Raw genomic sequence first — 26838 nt, forward strand, 5'->3', positions numbered from 1 at the left:
GTACCCTGATGGACTTTTCATTAACTGAAGAACAAGAGCTGCTGCTTGCCAGCATTCGGGAACTGATCACCAGTAATTTCCCGGAAGAATATTTCCGCACCTGTGATCAAACCTCCACCTACCCTAAAGAATTTATGCGCGCGCTTGCAGATAACGGCATTTCAATGCTGGGCGTGCCGGAAGAGTTCGGTGGTATTCCGGCAGATTACGTCACGCAAATGCTGGCGCTGATGGAAGTCTCAAAATGTGGTGCGCCTGCTTTTCTGATCACTAACGGTCAGTGTATCCACAGTATGCGCCGTTTTGGCTCCGCGGAGCAGCTACGTAAAACCGCTGAAAGCACCATGGAGACGGGCGATCCGGCCTATGCGCTGGCGTTAACCGAACCGGGAGCTGGCTCAGATAACAACAGCGCCACCACCAGCTACACCCGCAAAAATGGCAAGGTGTACCTTAACGGACAAAAAACCTTTATTACCGGTGCCAAAGAGTACCCGTATATGCTGGTCCTGGCTCGCGATCCCGAGCCGAAAGATCCGAAGAAAGCCTTTACCCTGTGGTGGGTGGATTCGAAGAAACCCGGCATCAAAGTTAATCCGCTGCACAAAATCGGCTGGCACATGTTAAGTACCTGCGAAGTCTATCTTGATGACGTTGAAGTAGACGAAAGTGATATGGTCGGCGAAGAGGGTATGGGCTTCCTCAACGTGATGTACAACTTCGAAATGGAGCGATTGATCAACGCCGCACGCAGCACCGGCTTTGCCGAATGCGCTTTCGAAGATGCCGCACGTTACGCCAACCAGCGTATCGCCTTTGGTAAACCGATTGGCCACAACCAGATGATCCAGGAAAAACTGGCGCTGATGGCGGTTAAAATCGAAAACATGCGCAATATGGTATTGAAAGTCGCCTGGCAGGCCGATCAGGAACAATCACTGCGTACCAGTGCGGCGCTGGCAAAACTGTACTGCGCCCGCACAGCGATGGAAGTTATCGACGACGCGATTCAGATAATGGGTGGTCTGGGTTATACCGATGAAGCCCGTGTATCCCGGTTCTGGCGTGATGTGCGCTGCGAACGCATTGGCGGTGGCACCGATGAAATCATGATCTACGTCGCCGGACGTCAGATCCTGAAAGATTATCAAAACAAGTAAGCCGTTCTGTCATCCGGATAGCGGATAAACGCTATCCGGACTTACGCCAGAAAATCAGACTTCCGGCTGCAGGCATTCCTGCTCAGTCAGATTATTTTTAAACTGCTTACGATAATCGCTGGGAGTACAGCCTACGTGTCGCTGAAAGAGTTTGGCAAAGTGATCAACATTTTCATACCCTACCCGCCACGAGATTTCCGCTAACGACGCTTCCGTATTCGTCAGCGAAAATTTGGCTTCCGTCATCCGCCGTTGAATAACATAATTAATCGGCGAAATACGATACTCTTTAGTGAATTCGTGGCAGATATAACTCACACTGGCGCGAAACTTTTTAGACAACTGTTCAAGTGTGATTTTTTCGCGAAAGTTGTTATTCAAATACACCAGAACATCTTTAATTAACACGTCTTTTTTAATATACCCCTGCTCCGAACGATAAGCATTTTTAAAGTTTTCGTAATACAAAACGGTTAATGCGTAGGCAAAGGCATCATACGCAGAGGATGACAGATTATTTTTACACTGCGGAATCATAATACTCAGTTCATTAAAAATACTCTTAATAACCTCCTTTCCCTGGCCGACGCTGATGACCGGACACGAGTGTAACTGCAACAGCTGGTTATCCTGCCAACCATTGAAACGAAAACCGTACAGCGCACAGGTGTAGGTCGTGGCAGGTGCGCTGCTATCCGAGGCGACAGCATGTAACCGTCCTTGTTCTATCACCACAATATCCCCGGCGTGAGCGACGTACAGTGAAGAATCAATGATTAAGCGCGCGACACCTTTTTTGACATAGATAAGCTCTGTTTCATTGTCATGAACATGGTGGCCCGACTCCCAGTTTGGATCATCACTGATGACAAATCGCGAAAATCTGGGGGTCTTCCCCTGCTCAAAAAGGGTTTCCATGGCATTATCAAAACATCGTTGATACATGACAGCCTCCACCTTTAGATGGTAAATATGCGGAAATTAAATAGTGTTAAATGAAAACGATTAATCACGTTATACAACGATATTCTACCCAAGCGAAACAAAATTATTTGCGTCGTCTGCAAGATGACACTTCTTGCTCAAGAACGCTGTTAGCGTGCGTTATTTACGTTTTATACTAATTGAAAAGAATAAATGTTATTAATTCAACATTAACGATTTACATATCAGAAACAAATGCGGGCAGATATCGCTAAAAAATAGGATGTATTTCTCAATTACACCCTCGTTGACTGTTTTCACGGTGTAATCTTGCGTACACAATCTTTACCCCCCGCGTAGAAACCCCGCATCGCCGCTGCACATTTTTCTGCAAGATTGTTGGGAATGAAAACAGATTGCCCCGTCGAAAACAGGCCCCACTCTGCCGCACACTATTTTCAGTCAAATTTTCCCTACTGCCGATAATGACGCACATCGTCATTATCCGAACGTGACTCACTGGAGATGCCATGAAAATAATAACCTGCTTTAAGTTGGTGCCTGAAGAACAGGACATTGTTGTTACCCCAGAGCGCTCGCTTAACTTTGATCGGGCCGATGCCAAAATCAGTCAATTTGATCTGAATGCGATTGAAGCCGCCACACAACTTACCGCTGAAGGCGATGAGATTGTCGCCTTAACGGTGGGTGGCTCCTTGCTGCAAAATTCTAAAGTACGTAAAGACGTGTTGTCCCGCGGTCCGGATAGCCTGTTTATGGTGCAGGACCCACAGCTGGAGCACGCGCTGCCGCGCGATACCGCCCAGGCACTGGCTTGTGCGGCTAAAAACATTGAATTCGATCTGATGCTGTTCGGAGAAGGGTCCGGCGATGTCTACGCACAACAGGTCGGTTTGCTGGTGGGTGAGCTCCTACAGCTTCCTGTGATTAACGCGGTAAGCCACATCCAACGTAACGGCGACCGCATTGTGGTTGAACGTACACTGGAAGACGAAGTTGAAGTGATTGAACTGCCGCTCCCCGCCGTACTGTGCGTAACCTCAGATATCAATACACCGCGGATTCCGTCAATGAAAGCCATTCTTGGTGCCGGTAAAAAACCCGTCACCCCCTGGCAGGCCAGCGATATTGGCTGGACGCCAGCATCACCGCTGGCGGAACTAGTCAGCCTTAGCGTTCCACCGCAGACAGAACGTAAGCACATCATTCTGGAAAATGACTCAGCAGAAGCCATTGCCGAACTGGCCGAACATCTGAAAAAAGCCCTGAACTAAGCCCAACGGAGAACAATCATCATGAGTAAATTAGCCAACGTATGGGTGTTTAGCGATAACGTAGAACGCTATGCGGAATTAATGACCGGCGCCCGCCAGTGGGGCGAGCAGGTACACCTTATTGTGCAGGGCAACGAACAGGCCGATCAGGTTAAAGCACTGGGTGCCAATGACATCATCGTACTCGAACACGCCAGTGGACTGCAGCGTGTTGAAAACTACGCCGAGACTGTCGCCGCCTTACTGCAAACGCACACCGGCCTGTTGCTGATGCCTGCGTCTAAACGCGCAAAATCACTGGGCGCGCGGTTAAGCATTCAACTCAATGCGGCGATGGTAAACGACGCCACATCGGTCACTCTCGATGCAGGTACGCTGTTTGCAGAACACCGTATGTATGGCGGTCTGGCCTTCGGTAAAGAAAAACTGAATAGCGCGCTGGCGATTATCACACTTGCCCCTGGCATGTTTGAACCCGGAGAAGCCAATCCTGCGCATACCTGCCCTGTCGTCTCTGCACCTTATATCACGCCGCTTCATGAGATTGTTTGCCAGGAACGTCGCACCAAATCCCTCAGCAGCGTGGATCTCAGCAAAGCCAAACGCGTGGTTGGCGTCGGCCGTGGCCTGGTGGCCGAGAGCGATCTGCAGATGGTACGCAATCTTGCCGCCGTTCTGGGTGCCGAAGTGGGGTGTTCACGCCCTATTGCCGAAGGTGAAAACTGGATGGAGCGCGAGCGCTATATTGGCGTTTCCGGCGTGCTGTTGAAATCAGATTTGTACCTGACACTGGGCATCTCAGGGCAAATTCAACATATGGTCGGCGGGAACGGCGCGAAGATCATAGTCGCCATCAATAAAGATAAAAAAGCCCCGATCTTCAACTACGCCGATTACGGTCTGGTTGGTGACATTTACAAAGTCGTCCCGGCCCTTATCGAACAGCTCAGTCGCTAACTGCCACATTTAACGCACATATCCCGCTGCATTCGCGGCGGGAAAGGAGCAAAGAACATGTCAGATGAAAAATTTGATGCCATTGTGGTCGGTGCTGGCGTGGCGGGTGCGGTAGCGGGTTACGTGATGGCCCAGGCCGGGCTGGACGTGCTGGTTATTGAGCGCGGAAACAGTGCCGGCAGCAAAAATATGACCGGAGGACGACTCTACACGCATAGCCTGGAGCATATTATGCCCGGCTTTGCAGAGGAGGCCCCTGTCGAACGGAAAGTGACCCGCGAAAAAATCTCTTTCCTTACCGAAGAAAGTGCTGTCACCCTCGATTTCCATCGTGAAAAAGACATTAGCCCAGCGCAGGACTCCTATACCGTATTGCGCAACAGACTCGATCCCTGGTTGATGGAAAAAGCCGAACAGGCCGGGGCTCAGTTTATTCAGGGCGTTCGCGTCGATTCCCTGATCCGGGAAGGCAACAAAGTCACTGGCGTGCAGGCGGGTGACGATATCCTGGAAGCCAATATCGTTATCCTTGCTGATGGCGTCAATTCCATGCTGGGACGTTCACTGGGAATGGTACCGCCCTCTTCGGCACATCATTATGCCGTTGGCGTAAAAGAACTGATCGGCCTGCCGCCAGCGGTCATTGCAGATCGCTTTAATCTGTCAGGAAATGAAGGTGCCGCCTGGTTGTTTGCCGGTTCGCCATCTGATGGCCTGATGGGCGGAGGTTTCCTGTACACCAACAAAGACTCCGTCTCTCTGGGGCTGGTATGTGGTCTGGGCGATATCGAGCATGCGACAAAAAGCATTCCGCAAATGCTGGAAGATTTTAAACAGCACCCCACTATTCGCCCACTGATCGCCGGCGGTGAATTGCTGGAGTATTCCGCGCACATGGTGCCGGAAGGCGGCCTGGCGATGGTACCAAAGCTGGTGGATGACGGGGTGATGATCGTCGGCGACGCCGCTGGTTTTTGTCTGAATCTGGGCTACACCGTGCGCGGCATGGATTTGGCGATCGCTTCAGCAGAGGCTGCAGCCAAAACCGCCATTGCAGCGAAAGAACGTCAGGATTTCTCCGCCAACAGCCTGATGGACTACAAACGCGCCCTTGAACAGGGGTGCGTGATGCGTGATTTACAGCATTTCCGTAAGATCCCCGCGCTAATGGAAAACCCCCGTCTGTTTACCCAATATCCGCGCATGGTGGCCGATATCATGAGCGATATGTTCACCGTTGATGGCCGCCCGACCCCACCCATTCGCAAGACTATTTTGTCCCACGCGAAGCAGATTGGGCTGATGAACCTACTGAAAGACGGCATCAAGGGAGCAACCGCGCTATGAGTCAGGACAGCACCGTAAATGTTGACGTCAAACTGGGCGTTAACAAATTCAATGTCGATGAAGGGCATCCGCACATCATTCTTGCCGAGCATCCTGACATGAGAGAATTTCGCAAACTGCTGAAAGCCTGTCCTGCAGGACTGTATAAGCAGGACGAAAGTGGAAATATCCATTTTGATTCCGCAGGCTGCCTGGAATGTGGTACCTGCCGGGTTCTGTGCGGTTCCACTATCCTCGATCAATGGGAATACCCGGCTGGGACATTTGGTGTGGATTTCCGTTACGGCTAACACGTATCGCCTGTTGTACGCCGGATACAGACATCTGTCATCCGGCAGGACGTGTACCGAAATTATCCAGGGAAAAACTCATGAGTGTCACATTAACGTTTAATGCCGAACGTCGGGAAGCTTATCGACAACAAGGATTTTGGGGGGATGCATCGCTGGGTGATTACTGGAGCCAAACTGCTCAGGCGATGCCGGATAAAATCGCGGTGGTCGATAACCACGGCGATTCATACACCTACGCCGCACTCGACAGTGCGGCCAGCCGTCTGGCGACCTGGCTGCTAGCCTGCGGGATCCAGCCGGGTGACCGCGTCGCCTTTCAATTGCCCGGCTGGTGTGAATTCACCCTTATCTATCTGGCCTGTCTGAAAACCGGGGCGGTTTCCGTACCACTCCTTCCGGCCTGGCGCGAAGCCGAACTGGTATGGGTACTGAACAAATGCAAGGCAAAGATTTTTTTCGCTCCTACGCTGTTTAAACAAACCCGGCCGGTGGATCTGATCCTGCCCTTGCAAAACCAGCTACCACATCTGCAACAGATTGTTGCCGTCGATAAGCTGGCACCCGCGACAGACTCACTGGCACTCAGCCAGCTTCTTTTATCCCCCCCCTTAACTCAGCCAGTCAACGTGCATGCCGATGAGCTGGCTGCGGTGCTGTTTACCTCCGGAACAGAGGGGATGCCCAAAGGGGTAATGCTGACCCACAACAACATCCTGGCCAGTGAACGCGCCTATTGTGCCCGTCTTAATCTCACCTGGCTGGATGTATTTTTGATGCCTGCGCCACTCGGCCATGCTACCGGTTTTTTACATGGCGTGACCGCACCGTTTTTAATTGGCGCACGCAGCGTACTGCTGGATATTTTTACTCCCGCAGCCTGCCTCGAATTGCTGGTACAACAACGCTGTACCTGCGTACTCGGCGCCACACCGTTCGTCTACGACATGCTGTGTCGCGTGGAAAAACATCCCTGCGACCTCTCGTCGTTACGCTTTTTCTTGTGCGGCGGCACTACTATTCCGAAAAAAATAGCCCGCGATTGTCAGCAGCTCGGCATTAAACTTTTAAGCGTCTATGGCTCAACAGAAAGCTCGCCGCACGCGGTGGTCAATCTGGATGATTCGCTTTCCCGTCAGATGAACACCGACGGATATGCCGCTGCCGGCGTGGAAATTAAAGTCGTCGATAAGGCACGTAACACGTTGCCTGCGGATATGGAAGGAGAAGAGGCATCCCGCGGACCCAATGTCTTTATGGGCTACCTTGATGAACCTGAACTGACAGCCCGGGCACTGGATAATGACGGCTGGTATTACAGCGGCGATTTGTGCCGAATGGACGATGCCGGATACATCAAAATCACCGGGCGTAAGAAAGATATTATTGTGCGCGGTGGAGAAAATATCAGTAGCCGCGAGGTCGAGGATATTTTGTTGCAGCATCCGCGTATTCATGATGCCTGCGTTGTGGCAATGCCGGATGAGCGTTTAGGTGAACGATCGTGTGCGTATGTGGTACTAAAACCTCCTCACCATTCGCTGTCCCTGGAGTCTGTCGTGGCCTTTTTTAGCCGTAAACGGGTAGCAAAATACAAGTACCCGGAACACATCGTGGTTGTCGAGAAGTTACCGCGCACGGCGTCTGGCAAGATCCAAAAATTTCAGCTACGTCAGGATATTATTCAGCGTTTGAGCGTGGAGAGTATTACCGGATAAAGCGCCGGATGGCAATGCTAACGCATCTTATCCGGCCTACGTTGAATAGGCCGGATAAGGCATGATATTACTTGTTCAGTTCAGCCAGACTCAGCCAGGTTTGTACTACGGTGTCCGGGTTCAGCGACAGGCTGTCGATCCCTTCTTCCATCAACCAGGCCGCGAAGTCTTCGTGGTCAGATGGGCCCTGACCACAAATACCAACGTATTTGCCCTGTTTCTTAGCGGCACGAATCGCCATCGACAGCAGTGCTTTCACCGCATCGTTACGCTCATCAAACAGTTCAGAAACCACGCCAGAATCACGGTCCAGACCCAGCGCCAGCTGTGTCATGTCGTTAGACCCGATAGAGAAGCCGTCGAAGTATTCGAGGAACTGTTCAGCCAGCAAGGCGTTGGATGGGATCTCACACATCATGATGATCTTCAGTCCATTCTCGCCGCGCTTCAGCCCCTGACGTGCCAGCTCTTCCACGACCGCTTTCGCCTGGGCAACGGTACGAACAAACGGTACCATTACTTCCACGTTAATCAGCCCCATGTCGTTACGGACACGTTTTACGGCATCACATTCCAGCGCAAAACAGTCACGGAAGCTATCCGCAACATAACGACCGGCGCCACGGAAGCCCAACATCGGGTTCTCTTCATGCGGTTCATAACGCTCACCGCCGACCAGGTTGGCATATTCGTTGGACTTAAAGTCCGACATGCGCACGATGACGCGTTTCGGATAAAACGCCGCACCCAGCGTCGCGATCCCTTCAGTCAGGCGACCTACGTAGAACTCGCGTGGTGAATCAAACCCTTTCATCATCGCGCGAATTTCGTTTTGCAGTTCCGGCGTTTGATCATCGAATTCCAGCAGTGCACGTGGGTGCACGCCAATCATACGGTTGATAATAAACTCGAGACGCGCCAGGCCGACACCTTCGTTTGGCAGACAAGCGAAGTCAAAAGCGCGGTCCGGGTTACCGACGTTCATCATCACTTTCAACGGCAGATCCGGCATGGTTTCCACGCTGGAACTCTTCACGCTGAAGTCCAGCATGTCGGCATACACGTAGCCGGTGTCGCCTTCCGCACAGGAGACAGTGACTTTCTCGCCGTCTTTCATGCGTTCGGTCGCATCGCCACAGCCAACAACCGCCGGAATGCCCAGTTCACGGGCAATAATCGCCGCATGACAGGTACGACCGCCGCGGTTGGTGACGATCGCCGCCGCTTTTTTCATGATCGGTTCCCAGTCCGGGTCGGTCATGTCGGTAACCAGCACATCGCCGGGCTCAATGCGGTTCATTTCGCTGATGTCATGAATGACTTTTACCGGGCCAGCACCGATGCGGTGACCGATGGCGCGACCTTCCGCAATAATTTTACCCTGAGCATGCAGCGTATAACGTTCCATCACCTGGCCACGAGAACGCACGGTTTCCGGGCGAGCCTGTACAATGAACAGCTTGCCGGTATGACCGTCTTTAGCCCATTCGATGTCCATCGGACGACCGTAGTGCTTCTCGATTTGCACCGCCTGCTTCGCCAGCTCCTGCACTTCCTCGTTGGTCAGTGAGAAAATATCGCGTTGCGCCTGCGGAACGTCTTCAATGGTAACCTGCTTGCCATGCTCCTGAGTCGGCGCATAAATCATGCGGATTTTCTTAGAGCCCATAGTACGACGCACGATGGACGGACGGTTGGCCGCCAGGGTCGGTTTGTGCACGTAGAATTCGTCCGGGTTCACCGCGCCCTGCACCACCATCTCACCCAGTCCCCACGCGGAGGTGATAAAAACCACCTGATCGAAGCCGGATTCGGTATCAATGGAGAACATGACGCCGGAAGATGCCAGGTCTGAGCGCACCATCCGCTGAACGCCCGCAGACAGCGCTACGCCACGATGATCATAGCCTTGATGAACACGGTAGGAGATTGCGCGGTCGTTAAACAGAGAGGCAAACACGTGTTTGATAGCGACCAGTACCGCATCAAAGCCCTGGACGTTAAGGAACGTTTCCTGCTGGCCGGCGAATGACGCATCTGGCATATCTTCTGCGGTAGCGGAGGAACGCACGGCAAAAGAAGCATTGGCATCGTCCGCTGACAGCTGCGCGTAGGCATCGCGGACGGCATTTTCCAGTTCAGGCTGGAAAGGAGTGTCGATAATCCACTGGCGGATCTGTGCACCCGCTTTTGCAAGCTCGGTAACATCGTCGATATCCGTTTTATCCAGCAGCTCATAAATGCGCTGGTTTACGCCGCTTTGGTCCAGAAACTGGTTAAACGCATCGGCGGTCGTTGCAAAACCATTCGGTACGGAAACGCCCATACCTGAAAGGTTAGTAATCATTTCACCCAGGGAGGCATTTTTGCCCCCAACTCTGTCTACATCATTCATGCCGAGTTGGTTATACCAAAGCACCAGCGGTGACGAGCCATTGTTGGACATCGAACAATCCTTATATATGAACGAGGTTAGGAAACTCAATTTTGCGTAATTATCTTGGCATATTTACCTCAGCGAAAAAAACGGTGAATCGTTCAAGCAACTTTATTTTTTATTTTTTCAGATTCTTTCCGCATTTGCGCAAACCCGCGAACGGCACGGGATCACCACAAAATCAGTCGGTATAAACATTTGTTCCGAAAAATGAAATGTACTTTTCATTAAATATAAAAATAGCGTTTCATTTTATAAAATAGATACAGCAATATTCGCTTCTGACGAATTTTAATTTATGCTTTCAGAGAATTATGTCTGCCCCCAGGATGAGCAAAATGGATAATGCTGTTGATCGTCATGTATTTTATATTTCTGATGGCACCGCCATCACCGCAGAGGTATTGGGTCATGCGGTAATGTCGCAATTTCCGGTCACGATCAGCAGCATTACGCTGCCGTTTGTGGAAAATGAGAGTCGTGCTCGTGCGGTTAAAGACCAGATTGACGCCATTTATCAACAAACAGGTGTGCGTCCTCTGGTGTTCTACTCCATCGTATTGCCGGAAATTCGCTCGATCATTTTACAAAGTGAGGGTTTTTGCCAGGACATCGTCCAGGCACTGGTTGCCCCGCTGCAACACGAGATGAAACTCGACCCCACACCGATAGCACATCGCACGCACGGCCTGAATCCTGGCAATCTCAACAAGTACGATGCGCGTATTGCCGCCATTGATTATACCCTCGCGCACGATGACGGTATCTCGTTGCGCAACCTTGATCAGGCGCAGGTGATCCTGCTTGGCGTTTCCCGCTGCGGCAAAACGCCTACCAGCTTATACCTGGCAATGCAGTTTGGTATCCGGGCCGCTAACTACCCCTTTATTGCCGATGATATGGATAATCTGGTACTGCCCGCCTCTCTGAAGCCGTTGCAACACAAACTGTTTGGTCTGACGATTGACCCTGAGCGCCTGACGGCCATCCGCGAAGAACGCCGTGAAAACAGTCGCTACGCCTCACTGCGCCAGTGCCGAATGGAAGTTGCTGAAGTCGAGGCGCTGTACCGGAAAAATCAAATTCCGTGGCTCAACAGTACCAATTATTCAGTAGAAGAGATTGCCACCAAGATCCTCGACATCATGGGGCTGAATCGCCGCATGTACTAGAATGCTAGTGCATTGGTTCGATTTTTTGTTATTATGCTCGCCACCAGGCAGGATGAGTGTGATATTGTGATGTACATCACTTCCCGGTAGTCCTGCCGTTGAAGCAACAAATTTCTGAGATAAGTAATGAACAGAACCGATGAACTCCGTACTGCGCGTATTGACAACCTGGTCACTCCAGCAGAGCTTGCGCAACGGCATCCTGTTTCGTCCTCCGTCGCCCGTCATGTCACGGAATCCCGACGCCGGATAGAAAAAATATTAAATGGTGAAGACCCTCGCTTGCTGGTCATCGTAGGTCCCTGCTCGATTCACGATCTTGATGCCGCCATGGAATACGCCACGCGTTTGCAGGCACTGCGCACTAAACACCAGGCGCGTCTGGAAATCGTGATGCGTACCTATTTTGAAAAACCGCGTACCGTCGTGGGCTGGAAAGGCCTTATTTCCGACCCGGATTTGAATGGCAGCTATCGCGTAAATCATGGTATTGAGCTGGCACGCAAACTGCTGTTACAGGTCAACGAACTGGGTGTCCCGACGGCCACTGAATTCCTCGATATGGTGACAGGTCAGTTTATTGCCGATCTGATCAGTTGGGGCGCCATTGGCGCACGCACCACAGAGAGCCAAATTCACCGTGAAATGGCTTCCGCGCTCTCCTGTCCCGTCGGGTTCAAAAACGGCACAGATGGCAATACACGTATCGCCGTCGATGCTATTCGCGCGTCACGCGCCAGCCACATGTTCCTCTCTCCGGATAAAACCGGGCAGATGACTATCTATCAGACCAGCGGCAACCCCTACGGTCATATCATCATGCGCGGTGGTAAAAAGCCGAACTACTCTGCCGAAGATATTGCCGCTGCCTGCGATACGCTGCATGAATTCTCTCTGCCGGAGCATCTGGTGGTGGATTTCAGCCATGGCAATTGCCAGAAGCAGCATCGCCGTCAGTTAGAAGTGTGCGATGACGTCTGTCAGCAGATTCGCAATGGTTCGACGGCAATAGCCGGGATCATGGCGGAAAGTTTCTTACGCGAAGGTACGCAAAAAATCGTCAGCGGCCAGCCACTGGTTTATGGCCAGTCAATCACCGATCCCTGCCTGAACTGGGAAGATACGGAACTGCTGGTCGAAAAACTTGCCGCGGCGGTAGACAGTCGATTCTAACATCATGCCCGGGTGGCGGTTTCGCCTGACCCGACCTACGGTTCGTGCCCATCCAGGCCCGGTCAGCGTCATGCTACCGGGCTTTTTTAATGCAGCGCAATCCCGCAAATTTGATCCCGTCACAATTATTTCACAAAAAGGCTTGATGCAAATTCTTAGTTTATTGATAATGATTATCATTGTTACATTGATTGTTATTTTTAAACACTATGTCACGTATGGATAACACTACAGCAACGCCTGCAAAAGAAAAAACACCGCCCTCTGTCGCGTCTGACGAACGTCGGATTGACAGTAAAAGCCTGCTGGGAAATGAAGGACGAGTGATCATAGAACATGATGGTCAGCACTACCTGCTGCGCCAGACACATGCCGGTAAACTCATTCTGACTAAATAAATACCTATTACGCCAGCCACCCAGGTGATACCCAGGCAGCCAGCGCTTTCGATTTTCTAATGGAGAGTTGCTATGCCACACCTGCACACGACATCGCTGCGCCCATCGCTTTTGGCTCTGGCGATCGTAAGTCACCTTCCCGTCGCCGCCTATGCGGCGGCTGAAGATATGACTGTCACCGCCACCGGCAATGCCCGCAGTGCCTTTGAAGCGCCAATGATGGTCAGCGTGATTGATGCGACCGCGCCGGAAAACCAGACGGCCAGTTCAGCGGCAGATCTGTTACGTAAAGTGCCTGGACTTACCCTTGACGGTACGGGACGAACCAACGGTCAGGACGTCAATCTGCGCGGCTATGACCGCCGCGGAGTGCTGGTACTGGTAGACGGCGTACGTCAGGGAACCGACACCGGACACCTGAACAGCACATTTCTGGATCCGGCGCTCATTAAACGTATCGAAGTGGTGCGTGGCCCTTCGGCTCTGCTGTACGGCAGCGGTGCGCTCGGCGGGGTCATCGCCTATGACACAGCAGAGGCTAAAGACTTACTTGAAGCGGGTAAAAACAGCGGTTACCGCGTGTTCGGTACTGCTGCCTCGGGCGATCATAGCCTCGGCATGGGCGCCAGCGCGTTTGGTCGTACCGACACGCTGGACGGTCTGCTCGCCTGGTCAACTCGCGACCGCGGGGACTTACGCCAGAGCGACGGTACCACCGCGCCGAACGATGAAGCGATAAACAATATGCTGGCAAAAGGGAGCTGGAAAATCGACAGCGCCCAGACGCTGGCAGGCTCGCTACGTTATTACAACAATGATGCACGTGAGCCTAAAAACCCACAAACCAGCGCAGCAGATACCAGTAACAACCCGATGACCGATCGCTCAACGATCCAGCGTGACGCACAGTTGACCTACACGCTCGCCCCTGCGGACAATGACTGGCTGAACGCTGATGCTCGCATTTACTGGTCCGAGGCGCGCATTAATGCCCAGAATCCGGATGCAACTAATGAGTTTCGCAAACAAACCACCAAAGGCGGAAAAATTGAGAACCGCAGCCGGTTGTTTACCGACTCCTTTGCTTCTCACCTGTTAACTTACGGTGGTGAGTACTATCGCCAGGAACAGCGCCCCGGTGGTGCGACGACCGGTTTCCCTGAGGCAAAAATTGATTTCAGCTCCGGCTGGCTACAGGATGAAATCACCCTGCGGGATCTGCCAGTAACCGTGCTGGGTGGCACACGCTATGACTCATATCGCGGTAGCAGCGATGGTTACGCGGATGTCGATGCCGACAAATGGTCGTCCCGCGCAGGAATGACCGTCGCGCCGGCCGATTGGCTGATGCTGTTCGGCTCCTGGGCTCAGGCTTTCCGCGCGCCGACAATGGGCGAGATGTACAACGATGCAAAACACTTCTCCATCGGCCGTTTTTACACCAACTATTGGGTACCCAACCCTAACCTGCGTCCGGAAACCAACGAAACGCAGGAGTATGGCTTCGGTTTGCGCTTTGACGATTTGCTGATGGCAAGCGATGCGCTCGAATTTAAAGCCAGCTATTTCGATACCAAAGCCAAAGATTACATCTCCACCAGCGTCAATTTTGCTGCCGCGACCACCATGTCCTATAACGTACCCAATGCCAAAATCTGGGGCTGGGACGTGATGGCGAAGTACTCCGCCGACCTGTTCAGTTTAGACATGGCCTACAACCGTACACGAGGCAAAGATACCGACACGGGTGAATACATTTCCAGCATTAACCCGGATACCGTCACCAGCAAACTGAACATCCCCGTGGCACACAGCGGTTTCTCAGTCGGCTGGATAGGCACGTTTGCAGACCGCTCAACCCATATCAGCAGCAGCTACACCAAACAACCCGGCTATGCCGTAAACGACTTTTACGTGAGCTATCAGGGTCAACAGGCGCTGAAAGGTATGACCACCACGCTGGTACTGGGTAACGCTTTTGACAAAGCGTACTGGTCTCCGCAAGGCATTCCGCAAGATGGCCGTAACGGCAAAATTTTCGTGAGTTATCAGTGGTAATCCCCCTGCCCCGGCGAGCCGGGGCAGCAATCTGGAAGGAAGAGGCAATGAATCACTACACACGCTGGCTGGAACTGAAAAAAGAACATCCTGGAAAATACGCGCGTGACATCGCAGGGTTGATGAACATTAGCGAAGCTGAACTGACCTTCGCACGCGTCGGTCATGACGCGTGGCGTTTACGCGGCGAAGTGCGCGAAATCCTGGGCGCTCTGGAAGCCGTAGGCGAAACAAAATGTATTTGCCGAAATGAATATGCAGTGCATGAACAAACCGGTGCCTTTACCAACCAACACCTTAACGGTCATGCCGGGCTGGTACTGAACCCACGCGCCCTCGATTTACGTCTGTTCCTGAACCAGTGGGCCAGCGCCTTCCATATCAGCGAAACCACCGCCCGTGGCGAACGTCAAAGTATCCAATTTTTCGACCATCAGGGTGATGCGCTGCTGAAGGTTTATGTCACGGAGAATACCGATATTACCGCATGGGGTTCGCTTCTGACCCGTTTCATCTTCGCAGAAAACCCGCCGCTGACGCTGCAAACTGTCGAACCCGTCGTACCCGCCGTTAATGTAGACGCTGCGACAGTGGACAAAGAGTGGCGCGCCATGACCGATGTTCACCAGTTCTTCGGACTACTGAAGCGCCATAATCTGACCCGCCAACATGCATTTAATCTGGTAGGTGACGACCTGGCCTGTAAAGTCAGTAATGGCGCGTTGGCACAGTTACTCGAAACCACACGACAAGATGGCAACGAAATCATGGTATTTGTGGGTAATCGCGGCTGCGTGCAGATCTTTACCGGCATGGTAGAAAAACTGGTGCCGATGAAAGGCTGGCTCAATATTTTCAACCCGACCTTTACCCTGCATCTGCTGGAAGAGCGCGTCGCCGAAACGTGGGTAACACGTAAACCGACCGCCGATGGTCACGTGACCAGCCTGGAGTTGTTTGCCGCGGATGGCACGCAAATCGCCCAGCTTTATGGACAGCGTACGGAAGGTGAACCGGAGCAGGCGCAATGGCGAGCGCAGATCGATGCCTTAACGCCAAAAGGACTGGCCGCATGAAAAAACTGCTGGTCCTGATTGCGCTGCTGCCCATCGCAGCGCTGGCTGCTGACGAAGAACGCGTTGTGGCTCTCGGTGGCGATGTCACCGAGATTGTATACGCACTGGGAGCACAATCTTCCCTTGTGGCGCGAGACAGCACCAGCCAGTGGCCTGAAGCGGCAAACACGCTACCGGATGTTGGTTATTTACGCCAACTCAACGCTGAAGGGATCCTGGCTACCCGCCCTACGCTGGTGCTAGCCAGCGCACAAGCGCAGCCTTCTCTGGCGCTAAAACAGCTTGAGCAGAGCAACGTCAGGGTTGTCACGATCCCTGCCAGTAATACGCTTAGCGTGATTGATGAGAAAGTGCAGGTTATTGCGCAGGCTACACACCAGGAGGCTAAAGGCGAAGCCCTGCGCAACACGTTACGCCAGGAGCTCGCGGCATTACCCGCCACGCAGCTTGATAAACGCGTTCTGTTTATTCTCAATCATGGTGGAATGACCGCAATGGCGGCAGGGCAGGAAACGGGGGCAGATGCCGCTATTCGCGCGGCCGGCTTACGTAACGCGATGCAGGGGTTTAGCCGTTACCAGCCGTTATCACAAGAAGGCGTAATAGCCAGCCAGCCCGACCTGGTGGTGATCTCACACGATGGTATTCAGGCCGTTGGTGGTGAAGCTAACCTGTGGGCACTGCCTGGACTTGCGCAAACGCCTGCCGGGCGCAATAAGCAGGTACTGCAGATTGATGATATGGCATTACTGGGCTTTAGCGTTCGCACGCCACAGGCCATTTTGCAGCTACGTGCCAAAGCGGAGCAATTGCCCTGATGGCCCGACGAATCACCTGTTCGTTATGGACGCTGGCCTTTATGCTGGGTGTAATGACGATACTGGCGACCGGTTTTGGCGCGTTGCGCCTGCCGGTAAGCCTGCTCTGGCAGGACGGAGATGACGCATTGCGTCAAATCTGGCTCACCATTCGGCTACCGCGCGTTCTGCTGGCGCTGGTGATTGGCGGCTCGCTGGCACTGGCAGGTTGCGTCATGCAGGGATTATTTCGCAACCCGCTTGCCGACCCAGGGCTACTGGGCATTAGCAGCGGTGCGGCCTGCGCCGTCGCCCTGTGGGTGGTGTTGCCGGTCTCATTACCTGCGTTACTCATGTTGTATGCGCCAATGATAGCGGCATTTCTCGGTGCACTGGCTGCCACCGTGGTGATTTTTATCCTCAGCCAACAGCGCGACGGTTCGCTATCGCGTCTGTTATTGGTCGGAATTGCCATCAACGCGCTCTGCGGGGCAGCGGTTGGCGTGCTGTCGTGGATCAGCAATGATGCGCAGCTGCGCCAGCTATCACTTTGGGGAATGGGCAGCTTGGGTTCTGCGCAGTGGTCAACACTACTGGCCGTCACCTCGCTAATGCTCCCAACAGTACTGGTTATCTGGCGCCTGGCTGCGGCACTGAACCTGTTACAACTGGGTGAGGAGGAGGCGCATTATCTCGGCGTTGATGTCCGGACGATCCAGCGTATTTTGTTGTTGTGCAGCGCATTACTCGTGGCCGCTGCCGTAGCGGTCAGCGGAGTCATTGGGTTCATCGGTTTGGTTGTTCCGCATTTAATGCGTATGTGGCTCGGCTCAGACCATCGGGCCGTGATCCCCGGTTCTGTTCTGGCTGGCGCATTTTTACTACTGATTGCCGATACTCTCGCCCGCACCGCCGTTGCGCCTGCGGAAATGCCCGTTGGTCTGTTGACCAGCATTCTCGGTGCGCCATGGTTTTTATGGCTTATTTTTCGTCAGCGAGGCGCGCATGACTGAACATTTTATTGCAGAAGGGCTTCACTATCGCCTTGCTGGTCGCTCAGTTATTGACGACGTATCGCTCAAACTTGCTAAAGGTGAACTGGTCGCGCTAATCGGGCCGAATGGTGCGGGAAAATCCACCCTGCTACGTCTGTTGACCGGCTTTCTAAAACCGACTGCCGGACACTGTTTGTTGGATGGCAAATCACTGGCTGACTGGAGTACGCAGACGCTGTCGCGCCATCGCGCGGTTATGCGTCAGCAAACGCAGGTAGGTTTTGACTGGCAGACAGAAGCCGTCATCGCGATGGGCCGTGCCCCCTGGTCCCAACATTCCGAGCACGAGCTTATCGCACAGGTAATGGCAATCACCGGCTGCACACCGTTGGCGGGCAGACAATACGCCGCGCTTTCCGGTGGCGAACAACAACGTGTTCAGCTAGCCCGTGCGCTGGCGCAATTATGGTGCGACGCCGAACCTCGTGGTTGGCTATTTCTCGACGAACCGACGTCAGCGTTAGATCTTTACCATCAGCAACATCTGCTGAGATTACTAAAAGCACTCACCGCTTCAGGAAAATTGCATGTTTGCATCATCCTTCACGATCTCAATCTGGCAGCGCTGTGGGCTGACCGGATCATACTGCTCCATCAAGGACGCATTGTGTCTCAAGGAACGCCCAACACCGTGTTGCAGGCTGATGATCTGATACGCTGGTACGGTGCCCAGGTTCACGTTGGCCAACACCCGGCCAACGCCTCCCCACAGGTTTTTCTCGCACCTTAGCTGGAACAACTCACTTCCAGCCGTTTACCCCAGTCAGGTGGACGGCTGATATAATCATCATCCCGATCGGCAAACGGGGTACGTAACGCAGCATGTAACCGATGTAGCTCGGTGTAATCCCCCTGCTCTGCCTGGCTTATTGCCCGCTGCGCCAGCCAGTTACGTAGCACCATAGCCGGATTCGCCGTCTTCATCTGCGCGTGTCTGACAACATCAGCCACATTGTCTTGTTGCAGGCGCGTACGGTAACGTGTGAACCAGCCGTCAAATGCCGCACGATCAATAAACTCATCGCGCAGTGGGGACAAGGCGCTGTGTTGTTCCGTTTGGCTGAGCATGCGGAATGTTCGCGTGTAGTCGCTACCTTCCCGCGCCATCAAACTAAACAGTTCGCTAAGGATTTCGTTATCGTTTTTCTGCTCGCTAAAGAAACCCAGTTTTTGCCGCATGCGTTGCCCATAGCGGGTGAGCAAGGCCAGTTGATAACCGTCCAGCGCATCATTGAGCACATCAACCGGGATGAATGGCGACAGCGTCTGCGCCAGACGTTGTAGGTTCCATAACGCTGCAGCAGGCTGATTATCAAAACTATAGCGCCCCTGATGATCGGAGTGGTTGCAGATAAAATCTGGCACGTAATCATCAAGGAAACCGAAGGGACCATAATCCATCGTCAGGCCAAGAATCGACATGTTGTCCGTGTTCATCACCCCATGCGCAAAGCCTATGGCTTGCCAGTCGGCCATTAACGTCGCGGTGCGCGTGACAACATCCGTAAACCACAACTGATACTTATCCGCCTCTTCCTGCCATTGTGGCCAGTAATGACGGATCGCAAAGTCAGCAAGCTGGCGTACTTTTTCCGGTTCACGACGATAATAAAAGTGCTCAAAATGACCGAAACGCATATGGCTTTGCGCCACGCGAATGAGCATCGCGCCTGCTTCAGTGGTCTCTCGCTGCACCGGAGTCTCGCTGGTGACAATCGACAAGGCCCGGGTGGTAGGGATTCCCAGATAATGCATGGCTTCGCTGGCCAGACTCTCTCTAATCGTCGAGCGCAGCACGGCGCGCCCATCGCCCATGCGGGAATAAGGCGTTAACCCAGCGCCTTTCAGATGCCAGTCAAGGGTTGTGCCGTCTGCAAGCAATTGCTCACCCAGCAGAATCCCTCGCCCATCGCCGAGCTGCCCAGCCCAGACACCGAACTGATGCCCGCTGTAGACTTGTGCCAATGGCGACATCCCAGGTAATAGCGATTCGCCCCCCCATACACCTGCCCCATCGCAAATATCAAACAACGCAGCTGGAATACTCAATTGCTCAGCCAGAGCATCGTTATGCCAGATGATGCGCGCATTTCTCAGGGGGGTGGGCGAAAGAGCGGTATAGGTTGCTGGTAATTCATCACGCCAGCGAGTAGTAAAAGACAGGGTCATAGGGCCTCCTGTCTCTAGTGTAGACTGTTAATAGCCTGTTAAACACCAGCAAATAAAAGGGTTATCCTTTTACCAGTGAAATAATCTTTGCAGGTGATACCGCCGGCCACAGTCCCCCTTGCATCGCGCTGAATCCCAAAGGTAATACCCGCGCCAGCATCTCCTGTGTATCAATACCGCTAATGATGATTGATTCACAGCTGGGGGATAATTGCGCCAGAATAGCCCGCATAAACGGCTCAAACGAAATATGTGTAATCCTTTGTTGAACAAAGTTTTTATCCAGCACAACCCGTTTGAACAGACCATCAAAAATTGCCCGCGTGGATATGCCACCGGCACCGTAGTTTGTCAGTATTAATGGGAATCGCACAGCCAGAGCCGCCAGTGTGGGATTTTCTTTGCCACTGTTTAACTCCGGATAACTTTCATTAATCGTCAATTCAATAAATGAAAATCGTTCAACACGTGAAGCATATTCAGCGTCTGATAATAAAGTCTTAGCGACCGCAGGCGTTAAATTAATCCACGCCGGAATTTTGCGTTGAATAAAAAAGTGTTGGCACGTTTCGATTAATTCCAGCTTCTCGGCAAATAAACGGCATTGCTCGTCGTCTGACATCCGCGTCATAACCAGCTCTGTTGGCATGCGTACGTTGCCATCCGGGCTGACAAAGTTTGTAACAATGTCGACGTACTCAAGGTCACCTTTTTCACTTCGTGCAGGAAGAAAAGAAAACTCTGAATGATAAAGATAATCCAGTGAAACAATCATTGTGCCAGCCCCTCTGCATGGGTGTAATCCGGCATCCTGTAGCAAAGGATGGAAAAATACGTTGCTGCTGATACAAATAGAGGCCCTTTCATTTTTCCCTTTTTAGCCAGTAAATCGAATCCTTTTTTTTTAGCTTATCCTGATTATAAACGAATATCCAGCTTTGCACTTTTTAATATCTCGGGATAAATCATATTTTTAGCAAGATACGCTCTTAATGTTCAGGGTTATTGACCGACAAACAGCAGAAGTGAAAGTTGACATTTAAAATGTGGATGACGAGAAAGCCGCGAGCCGCTCTCGTCACCCGTAATGATTAAATTCGGCGTGCCTGCCAAAAGTTTTTACGCCAGTAGACGTTATCCAGCGAAGAACGCATCACTCCGCGACTGGTTGAAGCATGGATAAATTGATTATTGGTATCGTAAATTCCGACATGCAGACCACTTTCACCGGACCCCGTTTTAAAGAAAACCAGATCGCCGGGTAGCAAATCATCTTTATCTATCTCAGTACCAATCTTTGATTGAGTACGCGTGTCGCGCGGTAATTGCAGATCGAATTGATCACGCATCGTCATCAACACAAATCCCGAACAATCCACCCCGCTACGGCTCATACCGCCATAGCGATAGGGAGTGCCATGCCAGGTTTGCAACTGATCGTTAAGACCCGCGATAACGGCGATAGAGTCCGACAGTCGGGCATTCGGCGCAGGAGCACGATGGCTGCTGCACCCCGCCAAAAACAATGCTGTGATGAAAAGGAGCCAAAAGCGCATTCAGGACGAATCCTCTGATTTTTATTTTTGTGCCAATTTAGCGTGGAAATTATGTGATTTTCAAGAACCCATTTAACTTAAGTGGTTGATATGAGCATTCTGTGGCCTTCAATATCCAGGCGGCGGAAATTTACACCGTAGGCCAACGACAGATTGGCTGGCGTCAGCACCACATCACGCGCACCGCTCGCCAGCAGCTTTCCGCGCTTGAGCAACCACGCCTTGTGCGCATGGCGTAGCGTATGGTTAAGATCATGGCTGCTCATCACAATGGCGATTCCCTGCTGACACAGCTGGCTCAACACCCTGTCCAGCGCGTTTTGTTGCGCGACATCCAGGCTATTCATCGGCTCATCCAGCAACAAAAGTTGCCCATGCGGATTAGACTGTGGACTCATTTGCAGGATGACGGCCGCCAGACGCACACGTTGCCATTCCCCCCCTGAAAGCTGATTAACACCACGTCCCAGTTTATCGCCCAGCCCAAGCGCATCAGCCACCTCCTGCAGCAGGTCTGTTCGGGCTTTATCAGGCTGATGCAGCGTCAGAAAATGCCAGACCGGCATCGCAAATGGTGGATTTTGCTGTTGCGCAAGATAAGCACGATATTGCGCCAGCTTCGCTGCCGGCCAGTCACCGAGCGGTGTATCACCAAAGGTGATGCTCCCTTCTCCGGTCGTCAGCCCCGCCATTCGCGCCAACAACGTACTTTTCCCCGCGCCGTTGGGGCCCACTAAATGCAGGATCTCACCTGCTTTAATTTCACCAGATAGCGGGCCGAGTCGGGTCGATTCCGCAACATCCTGTAGCAGCATTAATTGGGACATTAGTTGGCCAATGCAGTCTTTATAGCGTGTACAAGAACCGGGTCCTCAGGCGTCATATCAGGGGAATAACGCTGCAGCACCTGCCCATCCCGACCGACTAAGAACTTCTCGAAGTTCCACAGAATATCGTCCGGGTAGAGCGGTGCCCGCCCTTTACTCGCCATACGCGCATAAAATCCGCTATCCGCCGGTGCAACCGCTGTGGGTGCCGCATCAATCAGCTTCTGATACAACGGATGGCGGGCTTCGCCATTGACATCAATCTTACTGAACATCGGGAAGGTAACGCCCCAGGTGGTGCTGCAATACGTCTTAATCTCGTCTTCGCTGCCGGGCTCCTGCCCCAGAAACTGGTTGCAGGGAAATCCCAGAACGGTGAAACCCTGCCCATGCCAGGCTTTCTGCAGGTTTTCCAGTTGCTCATACTGCGGCGTTAACCCACATTTTGAGGCTACGTTGACAATTAACAGTACATTTCCGGCATACGCCTGCAATGAGGTCGCCTCGCCGTCGATGGTTGTCACTTCCGTATTAAAAAGCGTGTTTTGCATAGCATCTCCAGACCAACAGGTGAATAGTGGGATGACCCTGTTCAGCTTTTAAGCATAGACCGAACCTGCGCTTTCTAGCGCGCAGCTTTTAACAATAACCAGATAAATACCGGTGCGCCCATCGTGGCCGTCACCACGCCAATGGGTAATTCAGCCGATGCCAGTACCAGACGTGCAACGACATCAGCAAACAGTAGTGCAATTGCCCCCGCCAGCGCACACCCAGGGAGTAAAACGCGGTGATCGGTTAATCCACACAGTCGCAGAATATGGGGGATTACCAGCCCGATAAAACCAATTGCCCCCGCCAGCGCCACGCTTACGCCGACCATCCATCCTGTGGCAACCACCAGCAGGTTGCGCCAGAACCATAGGGGCAGTCCCAGCTGGCGCGCGGAGGTTTCCCCCAGCGCCAGCATATTCATCGGCTGCGACTGACAGCAGATCCACACCAGCACCGGAATCAATGCCACCATGAGCCAGGCCTGATGCCAGTCTACGCCACCGAAGCCGCCCATCATCCAGTACATCAACTGTCGAAGATCAAAAGAGGTGGAAAAATAGATAGCCCAGGTCATCAGCGCGCTGCAGATAATCCCCAGCGCCACGCCTGCCAACAGCAAACGACTGGTCGATAAATGTCGGCGGGCAAAACGAAGAAGAATGAGGGTGATAATCAGCGCACCAGCAATGGCGCACAGGCCTAATGCCCAGCCGGGCAATCGCCCTTGCCCCAACAGTACTGCCGCAATAAGCCCAACCCCCGCGCCATTAGACACGCCGAGTAAGCCAGGCTCCGCGAGCGGGTTTTCAAACAGCGCCTGCATCACCGCGCCAGCCAGGGCCAGTGCGGCGCCTACCAGCAATACGGCAAGCGTACGGGGCAGTCGAATTTGCCAGACGAACAGATCGCCGCGAGCGCTAAACCAATCGCCGGGAGCAATCCACTGTTCTCCTGCGCACAAACTTATCATGGTTGCCAGCAGCATCAGCACTGACAGAGACAGTATCCAGCGCACGTTTCGTCGCTGCTGTTGATGGGCGAAAGTCAGCATGTTTTCCATTCTGCTGAAAAAAGATGGGGAGATTCTACGGTGCTGATTCAGTAGTGAAAAGGAAAAAGGCCGCATAGCGGCCTTTTTAGTTATACGCGTCATACTTTGCGTATCGTTAAATCACTCTTCTTTGGGCGTTGCGTTTTCAACCCGGCTTTTTAACTTCTGCCCGGGTCTGAAGGTCACCACGCGCCGTGCTGTAATGGGAATATCTTCGCCCGTTTTCGGGTTACGTCCCGGACGTTGATTCTTATCACGCAGATCGAAGTTACCAAAACCAGAGAGTTTTACCTGCTCACCGTTTTCCAGAGCACGACGGATCTCTTCGAAAAACAGCTCGACCAGTTCTTTGGCATCCCGCTTGCTAAGCCCAAGCTTATCAAACAGATATTCTGACATTTCAGCTTTTGTAAGCGCCATAGGTTCAATCCCTCAATGATGCCTGGAATCGCTCTTTTAATGCCTCTACACATTTGGCGACGGTAGCGGCAATCTCCTCTTCTTCAAGTGTACGGCTGGTATCCTGAAGGATCAGGCTGATAGCGAGGCTCTTATAACCCTCCGCAACACCCTTACCGCGGTACACGTCAAACAAGTTTACGCCAACTACCTGATTTACGCCAACTTTCTTACATTCGGATAAAATATCCGCTGCGGGAACGTTTTCTGCCACAACAACGGCGATGTCACGGCGGTTCGCCGGGAAGCGAGAAACTTCACGCGCCTGAGGCACCACGCGGTCTGCGAGCTTATTCCACTCCAGTTCGAACACCAGAGTGCGACCGTTCAGATCCAGTTTACGTTCCAGTTCAGGATGAACAACCCCAATGAAACCAATACGTTCACCTTTCAGATAAATCGCTGCAGACTGACCCGGATGCAGCGCTGGATTCGCTTCAGCTTTGAACTGGATGTCCGCCAGTTTGCCGGTCAGGTCGAGAACCGCTTCCAGATCGCCCTTCAGATCATAGAAATCAACCGTCTCTTTCGCCAGATTCCAGTGTTCGTCATGACGGTTGCCGCAGATCACGCCCGCCAGCATCAGATCCTGACGGATCCCGAGGTTAGCCTGTGTATCCGGTACAAAACGCAAACCCGTTTCAAAAATACGCACACGGTTCTGCTGACGGTTCTGGTTGTACACTACCGTAGACAGCAAGCCGGTCCACAGAGACAGACGCATTGCTGACATATCGATAGAGATTGGGCTTGGCAGCAGCAGCGCTTCTTCACCCGGGTGCAGCAGCGACTGGACCTTAGGATCAACAAAGCTGTAGGTAATAACTTCCTGGTAGCCTTTGTCATTCAGCATGGTCTTAACACGTTTCAGCGAGAGGTCCGCTTCACGATGTTCACCCATGATAAGACCCGCCTGAATTGGCGTGTTCGGGATATTGTCGTAACCGTATACGCGGGCGACTTCTTCGACCAGGTCTTCTTCGATCTCCATATCGAAACGCCAGCTCGGCGCGACAGCCTTCCACTCGCCCTGGCCTTCCGTCACGTCGCAACCCAGACGACGCAGAATATCGCTCACCTGCTCATCGGCAATAGGATGTCCGATCAGGCGATCCAGTTTGCTACGACGCAGCGTAATGGTGGCGCGTTTTGGCAACGTCGCTTCGTTGGTCACATCAATCACTGGGCCGGCTTCACCGCCACAGATATCAATCAGCAGACGCGTTGCACGCTCCATTGCTTTGTACTGCAGCGCAGGATCGACACCACGCTCATAGCGGTGAGAAGCATCGGTATGCAGACCGTGACGACGTGCGCGGCCGGTAATAGACAGCGGGCTGAAGAACGCGCATTCCAGCAGAACGTTTTGCGTTTCATCATTCACACCAGAGTGCTCACCACCAAAGATACCCCCCATGGCCAGCGCTTTGTTGTGGTCAGCAATCACCAGCGTATCCGCACTCAGTTTTGCTTCGCTACCGTCAAGCAGAACCAGGGTTTCCCCTTCTTTTGCCATACGCACAACAATCCCGCCTTCAATGCGGTCTTTGTCGAACGCGTGCATCGGCTGGCCCAGTTCAAGCAGCACATAGTTGGTCACGTCAACCACGGCATCGATGGAGCGAATACCGCAACGGCGCAGTTTCTCTTTCATCCACAGCGGCGTTGGCGCCTTAACATTGATGCCTTTCACCACGCGGCCCAGATAGCGTGGGCAAGCTTCTACGGCTTCGACCTGAATCGGCAGGACGTCGCTAATGGTGGCCGCTACTGGCGCCATTTCCGGCTCAATCAGCGGAGCTTTGTTCAGCACAGCCACATCGCGCGCCACACCAATAATGCCTAAGCAGTCGGCGCGGTTCGGCGTAACGCTGATTTCGATAGTGTTATCGTCAAGCTTCAGATATTCGCGGATATCGGTGCCAATTGGCGCATCGGCTGGCAGTTCGATAATACCGTTATGATCGTCGGAAATACCCAGTTCAGAAAACGAGCACAGCATGCCTTCAGACGGTTCACCACGCAGTTTCGCAGCTTTGATTTTGAAATCGCCCGGCAGAACAGCACCCACGGTTGCCACGGCCACTTTCAGCCCCTGACGGCAGTTTGGCGCACCGCAGACAATATCCAGCAGGCGGTCGCCGCCGACATTCACTTTGGTGACGCGCAGTTTGTCAGCGTTCGGGTGCTGAGCACACTCAACCACTTCGCCCACCACAACGCCGTTGAACGCGCCGGAAACAGGCTCCACACCGTCAACTTCCAGGCCCGCCATGGTAATTTGGTTTGACAGCGCATCGCTATCAATTGCTGGGTTAACCCATTCGCGTAACCACAGTTCACTGAATTTCATTGTATTACCCT

General features: G+C 52.8%; 24 protein-coding genes. 14 read left to right on the forward strand and 10 right to left on the reverse strand.

What is annotated here, in order from left to right; translation table 11 throughout:
• Positions 1-8: 8 nt before the first annotated feature.
• The gene (locus tag FDX19_RS15145) at positions 9-1160 is read left to right on the forward strand and encodes an acyl-CoA dehydrogenase (RefSeq protein WP_040233722.1); all 1152 of its coding nucleotides are present in this window, start codon (positions 9-11) and stop codon (positions 1158-1160) included.
• A 54-nt stretch (positions 1161-1214) separates the two neighbouring features.
• Here FDX19_RS15145 and FDX19_RS15150 read toward each other — a convergent pair whose 3' ends face one another.
• Positions 1215-2105 carry an AraC family transcriptional regulator gene (locus FDX19_RS15150; protein ID WP_137383342.1) on the reverse strand — a complete coding sequence of 297 codons (891 nt, stop codon included), beginning with the start codon at positions 2103-2105 and terminating at the stop codon, positions 1215-1217.
• A 509-nt stretch (positions 2106-2614) separates the two neighbouring features.
• On the opposite strand from FDX19_RS15150, the gene FDX19_RS15155 reads away from it, so the two are divergent.
• The 5 genes from FDX19_RS15155 to fadK all read left to right on the forward strand — a co-directional run bounded on the left by FDX19_RS15155 (position 2615) and on the right by fadK (position 7691).
• On the forward strand, positions 2615-3379 hold the full coding sequence (locus FDX19_RS15155; protein ID WP_137383343.1) for an electron transfer flavoprotein: 765 nt from the start codon (positions 2615-2617) through the stop codon (positions 3377-3379).
• 21 nt (positions 3380-3400) lie between these two features.
• Positions 3401-4336 carry an electron transfer flavoprotein subunit alpha gene (locus tag FDX19_RS15160; protein WP_137383344.1) on the forward strand — a complete coding sequence of 312 codons (936 nt, stop codon included), beginning with the start codon at positions 3401-3403 and terminating at the stop codon, positions 4334-4336.
• Between the two features lie 57 nt (positions 4337-4393).
• The gene (locus tag FDX19_RS15165; protein WP_137383345.1) at positions 4394-5683 is read left to right on the forward strand and encodes an FAD-dependent oxidoreductase; all 1290 of its coding nucleotides are present in this window, start codon (positions 4394-4396) and stop codon (positions 5681-5683) included.
• Positions 5680-5973 carry a ferredoxin family protein gene (locus tag FDX19_RS15170; RefSeq protein ID WP_137383346.1) on the forward strand — a complete coding sequence of 98 codons (294 nt, stop codon included), beginning with the start codon at positions 5680-5682 and terminating at the stop codon, positions 5971-5973. The genes FDX19_RS15165 and FDX19_RS15170 overlap by 4 nt, the downstream gene beginning before the upstream one ends.
• An 80-nt stretch (positions 5974-6053) precedes the next feature.
• Positions 6054-7691: a medium-chain fatty-acid--CoA ligase gene (fadK, locus tag FDX19_RS15175; protein WP_137383347.1), complete on the forward strand. Its 1638-nt coding sequence runs from the start codon at positions 6054-6056 to the stop codon at positions 7689-7691.
• Between the two features lie 67 nt (positions 7692-7758).
• Here fadK and ppsA read toward each other — a convergent pair whose 3' ends face one another.
• Positions 7759-10137 carry a phosphoenolpyruvate synthase gene (gene ppsA / locus FDX19_RS15180; RefSeq protein ID WP_137383348.1) on the reverse strand — a complete coding sequence of 793 codons (2379 nt, stop codon included), beginning with the start codon at positions 10135-10137 and terminating at the stop codon, positions 7759-7761.
• Positions 10138-10466: 329 nt separating this feature from the next.
• On the opposite strand from ppsA, the gene ppsR reads away from it, so the two are divergent.
• The 8 genes from ppsR to FDX19_RS15220 all read left to right on the forward strand — a co-directional run bounded on the left by ppsR (position 10467) and on the right by FDX19_RS15220 (position 18587).
• Positions 10467-11300, forward strand: a complete 834-nt coding sequence (gene ppsR, locus FDX19_RS15185) for a posphoenolpyruvate synthetase regulatory kinase/phosphorylase PpsR (RefSeq protein ID WP_137383349.1) — start codon at positions 10467-10469, stop codon at positions 11298-11300.
• Between the two features lie 126 nt (positions 11301-11426).
• Positions 11427-12473, forward strand: a complete 1047-nt coding sequence (gene aroH, locus FDX19_RS15190) for a 3-deoxy-7-phosphoheptulonate synthase AroH (protein ID WP_137383350.1) — start codon at positions 11427-11429, stop codon at positions 12471-12473.
• Positions 12474-12682: 209 nt separating this feature from the next.
• Positions 12683-12871, forward strand: coding sequence for a hemin uptake protein HemP (gene hemP, locus FDX19_RS15195; RefSeq protein ID WP_137383351.1), 189 nt, complete (start codon positions 12683-12685; stop codon positions 12869-12871).
• Between the two features lie 72 nt (positions 12872-12943).
• Positions 12944-14929: a TonB-dependent hemoglobin/transferrin/lactoferrin family receptor gene (locus tag FDX19_RS15200; RefSeq protein WP_137383352.1), complete on the forward strand. Its 1986-nt coding sequence runs from the start codon at positions 12944-12946 to the stop codon at positions 14927-14929.
• Positions 14930-14976: 47 nt separating this feature from the next.
• A complete protein-coding gene (gene chuS, locus FDX19_RS15205; RefSeq protein ID WP_137383353.1) occupies positions 14977-16005 on the forward strand; it encodes a hematinate-forming heme oxygenase ChuS in 1029 nt (342 codons plus the stop codon).
• Positions 16002-16823, forward strand: a complete 822-nt coding sequence (locus tag FDX19_RS15210) for a hemin ABC transporter substrate-binding protein (RefSeq protein ID WP_137383354.1) — start codon at positions 16002-16004, stop codon at positions 16821-16823. Before chuS ends, FDX19_RS15210 begins: the two co-directional genes overlap by 4 nt.
• Positions 16823-17815, forward strand: a complete 993-nt coding sequence (locus tag FDX19_RS15215) for an iron ABC transporter permease (protein ID WP_137383355.1) — start codon at positions 16823-16825, stop codon at positions 17813-17815. Before FDX19_RS15210 ends, FDX19_RS15215 begins: the two co-directional genes overlap by 1 nt.
• The gene (locus FDX19_RS15220) at positions 17808-18587 is read left to right on the forward strand and encodes a heme ABC transporter ATP-binding protein (RefSeq protein ID WP_137383356.1); all 780 of its coding nucleotides are present in this window, start codon (positions 17808-17810) and stop codon (positions 18585-18587) included. Before FDX19_RS15215 ends, FDX19_RS15220 begins: the two co-directional genes overlap by 8 nt.
• Here the strand turns inward: FDX19_RS15220 and selO are convergent.
• From selO to pheT, 8 genes are all read right to left on the reverse strand, one after another.
• The gene (gene selO / locus FDX19_RS15225; protein WP_137383357.1) at positions 18584-20026 is read right to left on the reverse strand and encodes a protein adenylyltransferase SelO; all 1443 of its coding nucleotides are present in this window, start codon (positions 20024-20026) and stop codon (positions 18584-18586) included. The two genes, FDX19_RS15220 and selO, sit on opposite strands and share 4 nt — an antisense overlap.
• Positions 20027-20087: 61 nt before the next feature.
• A complete protein-coding gene (locus FDX19_RS15230; RefSeq protein WP_137383358.1) occupies positions 20088-20801 on the reverse strand; it encodes an EAL domain-containing protein in 714 nt (237 codons plus the stop codon).
• Positions 20802-21117: 316 nt separating this feature from the next.
• Positions 21118-21582, reverse strand: a complete 465-nt coding sequence (locus tag FDX19_RS15235; protein ID WP_005120307.1) for an NlpC/P60 family protein — start codon at positions 21580-21582, stop codon at positions 21118-21120.
• Between the two features lie 77 nt (positions 21583-21659).
• Positions 21660-22409: a vitamin B12 ABC transporter ATP-binding protein BtuD gene (gene btuD, locus FDX19_RS15240; protein ID WP_137383359.1), complete on the reverse strand. Its 750-nt coding sequence runs from the start codon at positions 22407-22409 to the stop codon at positions 21660-21662.
• Entirely contained in the window at positions 22409-22960 is a 552-nt protein-coding gene (locus tag FDX19_RS15245; RefSeq protein ID WP_137383360.1) for a glutathione peroxidase, read from the reverse strand. The genes btuD and FDX19_RS15245 overlap by 1 nt, the downstream gene beginning before the upstream one ends.
• A 74-nt stretch (positions 22961-23034) precedes the next feature.
• Positions 23035-24015: a vitamin B12 ABC transporter permease BtuC gene (gene btuC / locus FDX19_RS15250; RefSeq protein ID WP_101741707.1), complete on the reverse strand. Its 981-nt coding sequence runs from the start codon at positions 24013-24015 to the stop codon at positions 23035-23037.
• Between the two features lie 120 nt (positions 24016-24135).
• Positions 24136-24435 carry an integration host factor subunit alpha gene (ihfA, locus tag FDX19_RS15255; protein ID WP_003030571.1) on the reverse strand — a complete coding sequence of 100 codons (300 nt, stop codon included), beginning with the start codon at positions 24433-24435 and terminating at the stop codon, positions 24136-24138.
• A gap of 4 nt (positions 24436-24439) precedes the next feature.
• Entirely contained in the window at positions 24440-26827 is a 2388-nt protein-coding gene (gene pheT, locus FDX19_RS15260; RefSeq protein WP_137383361.1) for a phenylalanine--tRNA ligase subunit beta, read from the reverse strand.
• Between the last annotated feature and the right edge of the window lie 11 nt (positions 26828-26838).

The organism is Citrobacter sp. wls619 (assembly GCF_005281345.1).
In the GTDB taxonomy this organism is placed as follows: domain Bacteria; phylum Pseudomonadota; class Gammaproteobacteria; order Enterobacterales; family Enterobacteriaceae; genus Citrobacter.

Excerpts from the sequence above, each read along its gene's own strand:
- FDX19_RS15245 (WP_137383360.1), bottom strand. The coding sequence starts at position 22,960 with ATGCAAAACACGCTTTTTAATACGGAAGTGACAACCATCGACGGCGAG.
- btuC (WP_101741707.1), bottom strand. The coding sequence starts at position 24,015 with ATGCTGACTTTCGCCCATCAACAGCAGCGACGAAACGTGCGCTGGATA.
- chuS (WP_137383353.1), top strand. The coding sequence starts at position 14,977 with ATGAATCACTACACACGCTGGCTGGAACTGAAAAAAGAACATCCTGGA.
- FDX19_RS15235 (WP_005120307.1), bottom strand. The coding sequence starts at position 21,582 with ATGCGCTTTTGGCTCCTTTTCATCACAGCATTGTTTTTGGCGGGGTGC.
- FDX19_RS15165 (WP_137383345.1), top strand. The coding sequence starts at position 4,394 with ATGTCAGATGAAAAATTTGATGCCATTGTGGTCGGTGCTGGCGTGGCG.
- FDX19_RS15230 (WP_137383358.1), bottom strand. The coding sequence starts at position 20,801 with ATGATTGTTTCACTGGATTATCTTTATCATTCAGAGTTTTCTTTTCTT.
- fadK (WP_137383347.1), top strand. The coding sequence starts at position 6,054 with ATGAGTGTCACATTAACGTTTAATGCCGAACGTCGGGAAGCTTATCGA.
- FDX19_RS15155 (WP_137383343.1), top strand. The coding sequence starts at position 2,615 with ATGAAAATAATAACCTGCTTTAAGTTGGTGCCTGAAGAACAGGACATT.
- FDX19_RS15200 (WP_137383352.1), top strand. The coding sequence starts at position 12,944 with ATGCCACACCTGCACACGACATCGCTGCGCCCATCGCTTTTGGCTCTG.
- pheT (WP_137383361.1), bottom strand. The coding sequence starts at position 26,827 with ATGAAATTCAGTGAACTGTGGTTACGCGAATGGGTTAACCCAGCAATT.
- hemP (WP_137383351.1), top strand. The coding sequence starts at position 12,683 with ATGTCACGTATGGATAACACTACAGCAACGCCTGCAAAAGAAAAAACA.
- ppsR (WP_137383349.1), top strand. The coding sequence starts at position 10,467 with ATGGATAATGCTGTTGATCGTCATGTATTTTATATTTCTGATGGCACC.
- FDX19_RS15170 (WP_137383346.1), top strand. The coding sequence starts at position 5,680 with ATGAGTCAGGACAGCACCGTAAATGTTGACGTCAAACTGGGCGTTAAC.
- FDX19_RS15215 (WP_137383355.1), top strand. The coding sequence starts at position 16,823 with ATGGCCCGACGAATCACCTGTTCGTTATGGACGCTGGCCTTTATGCTG.
- FDX19_RS15145 (WP_040233722.1), top strand. The coding sequence starts at position 9 with ATGGACTTTTCATTAACTGAAGAACAAGAGCTGCTGCTTGCCAGCATT.
- FDX19_RS15210 (WP_137383354.1), top strand. The coding sequence starts at position 16,002 with ATGAAAAAACTGCTGGTCCTGATTGCGCTGCTGCCCATCGCAGCGCTG.
- FDX19_RS15220 (WP_137383356.1), top strand. The coding sequence starts at position 17,808 with ATGACTGAACATTTTATTGCAGAAGGGCTTCACTATCGCCTTGCTGGT.
- btuD (WP_137383359.1), bottom strand. The coding sequence starts at position 22,409 with ATGTCCCAATTAATGCTGCTACAGGATGTTGCGGAATCGACCCGACTC.
- FDX19_RS15160 (WP_137383344.1), top strand. The coding sequence starts at position 3,401 with ATGAGTAAATTAGCCAACGTATGGGTGTTTAGCGATAACGTAGAACGC.
- FDX19_RS15150 (WP_137383342.1), bottom strand. The coding sequence starts at position 2,105 with ATGTATCAACGATGTTTTGATAATGCCATGGAAACCCTTTTTGAGCAG.
- ihfA (WP_003030571.1), bottom strand. The coding sequence starts at position 24,435 with ATGGCGCTTACAAAAGCTGAAATGTCAGAATATCTGTTTGATAAGCTT.
- aroH (WP_137383350.1), top strand. The coding sequence starts at position 11,427 with ATGAACAGAACCGATGAACTCCGTACTGCGCGTATTGACAACCTGGTC.
- ppsA (WP_137383348.1), bottom strand. The coding sequence starts at position 10,137 with ATGTCCAACAATGGCTCGTCACCGCTGGTGCTTTGGTATAACCAACTC.
- selO (WP_137383357.1), bottom strand. The coding sequence starts at position 20,026 with ATGACCCTGTCTTTTACTACTCGCTGGCGTGATGAATTACCAGCAACC.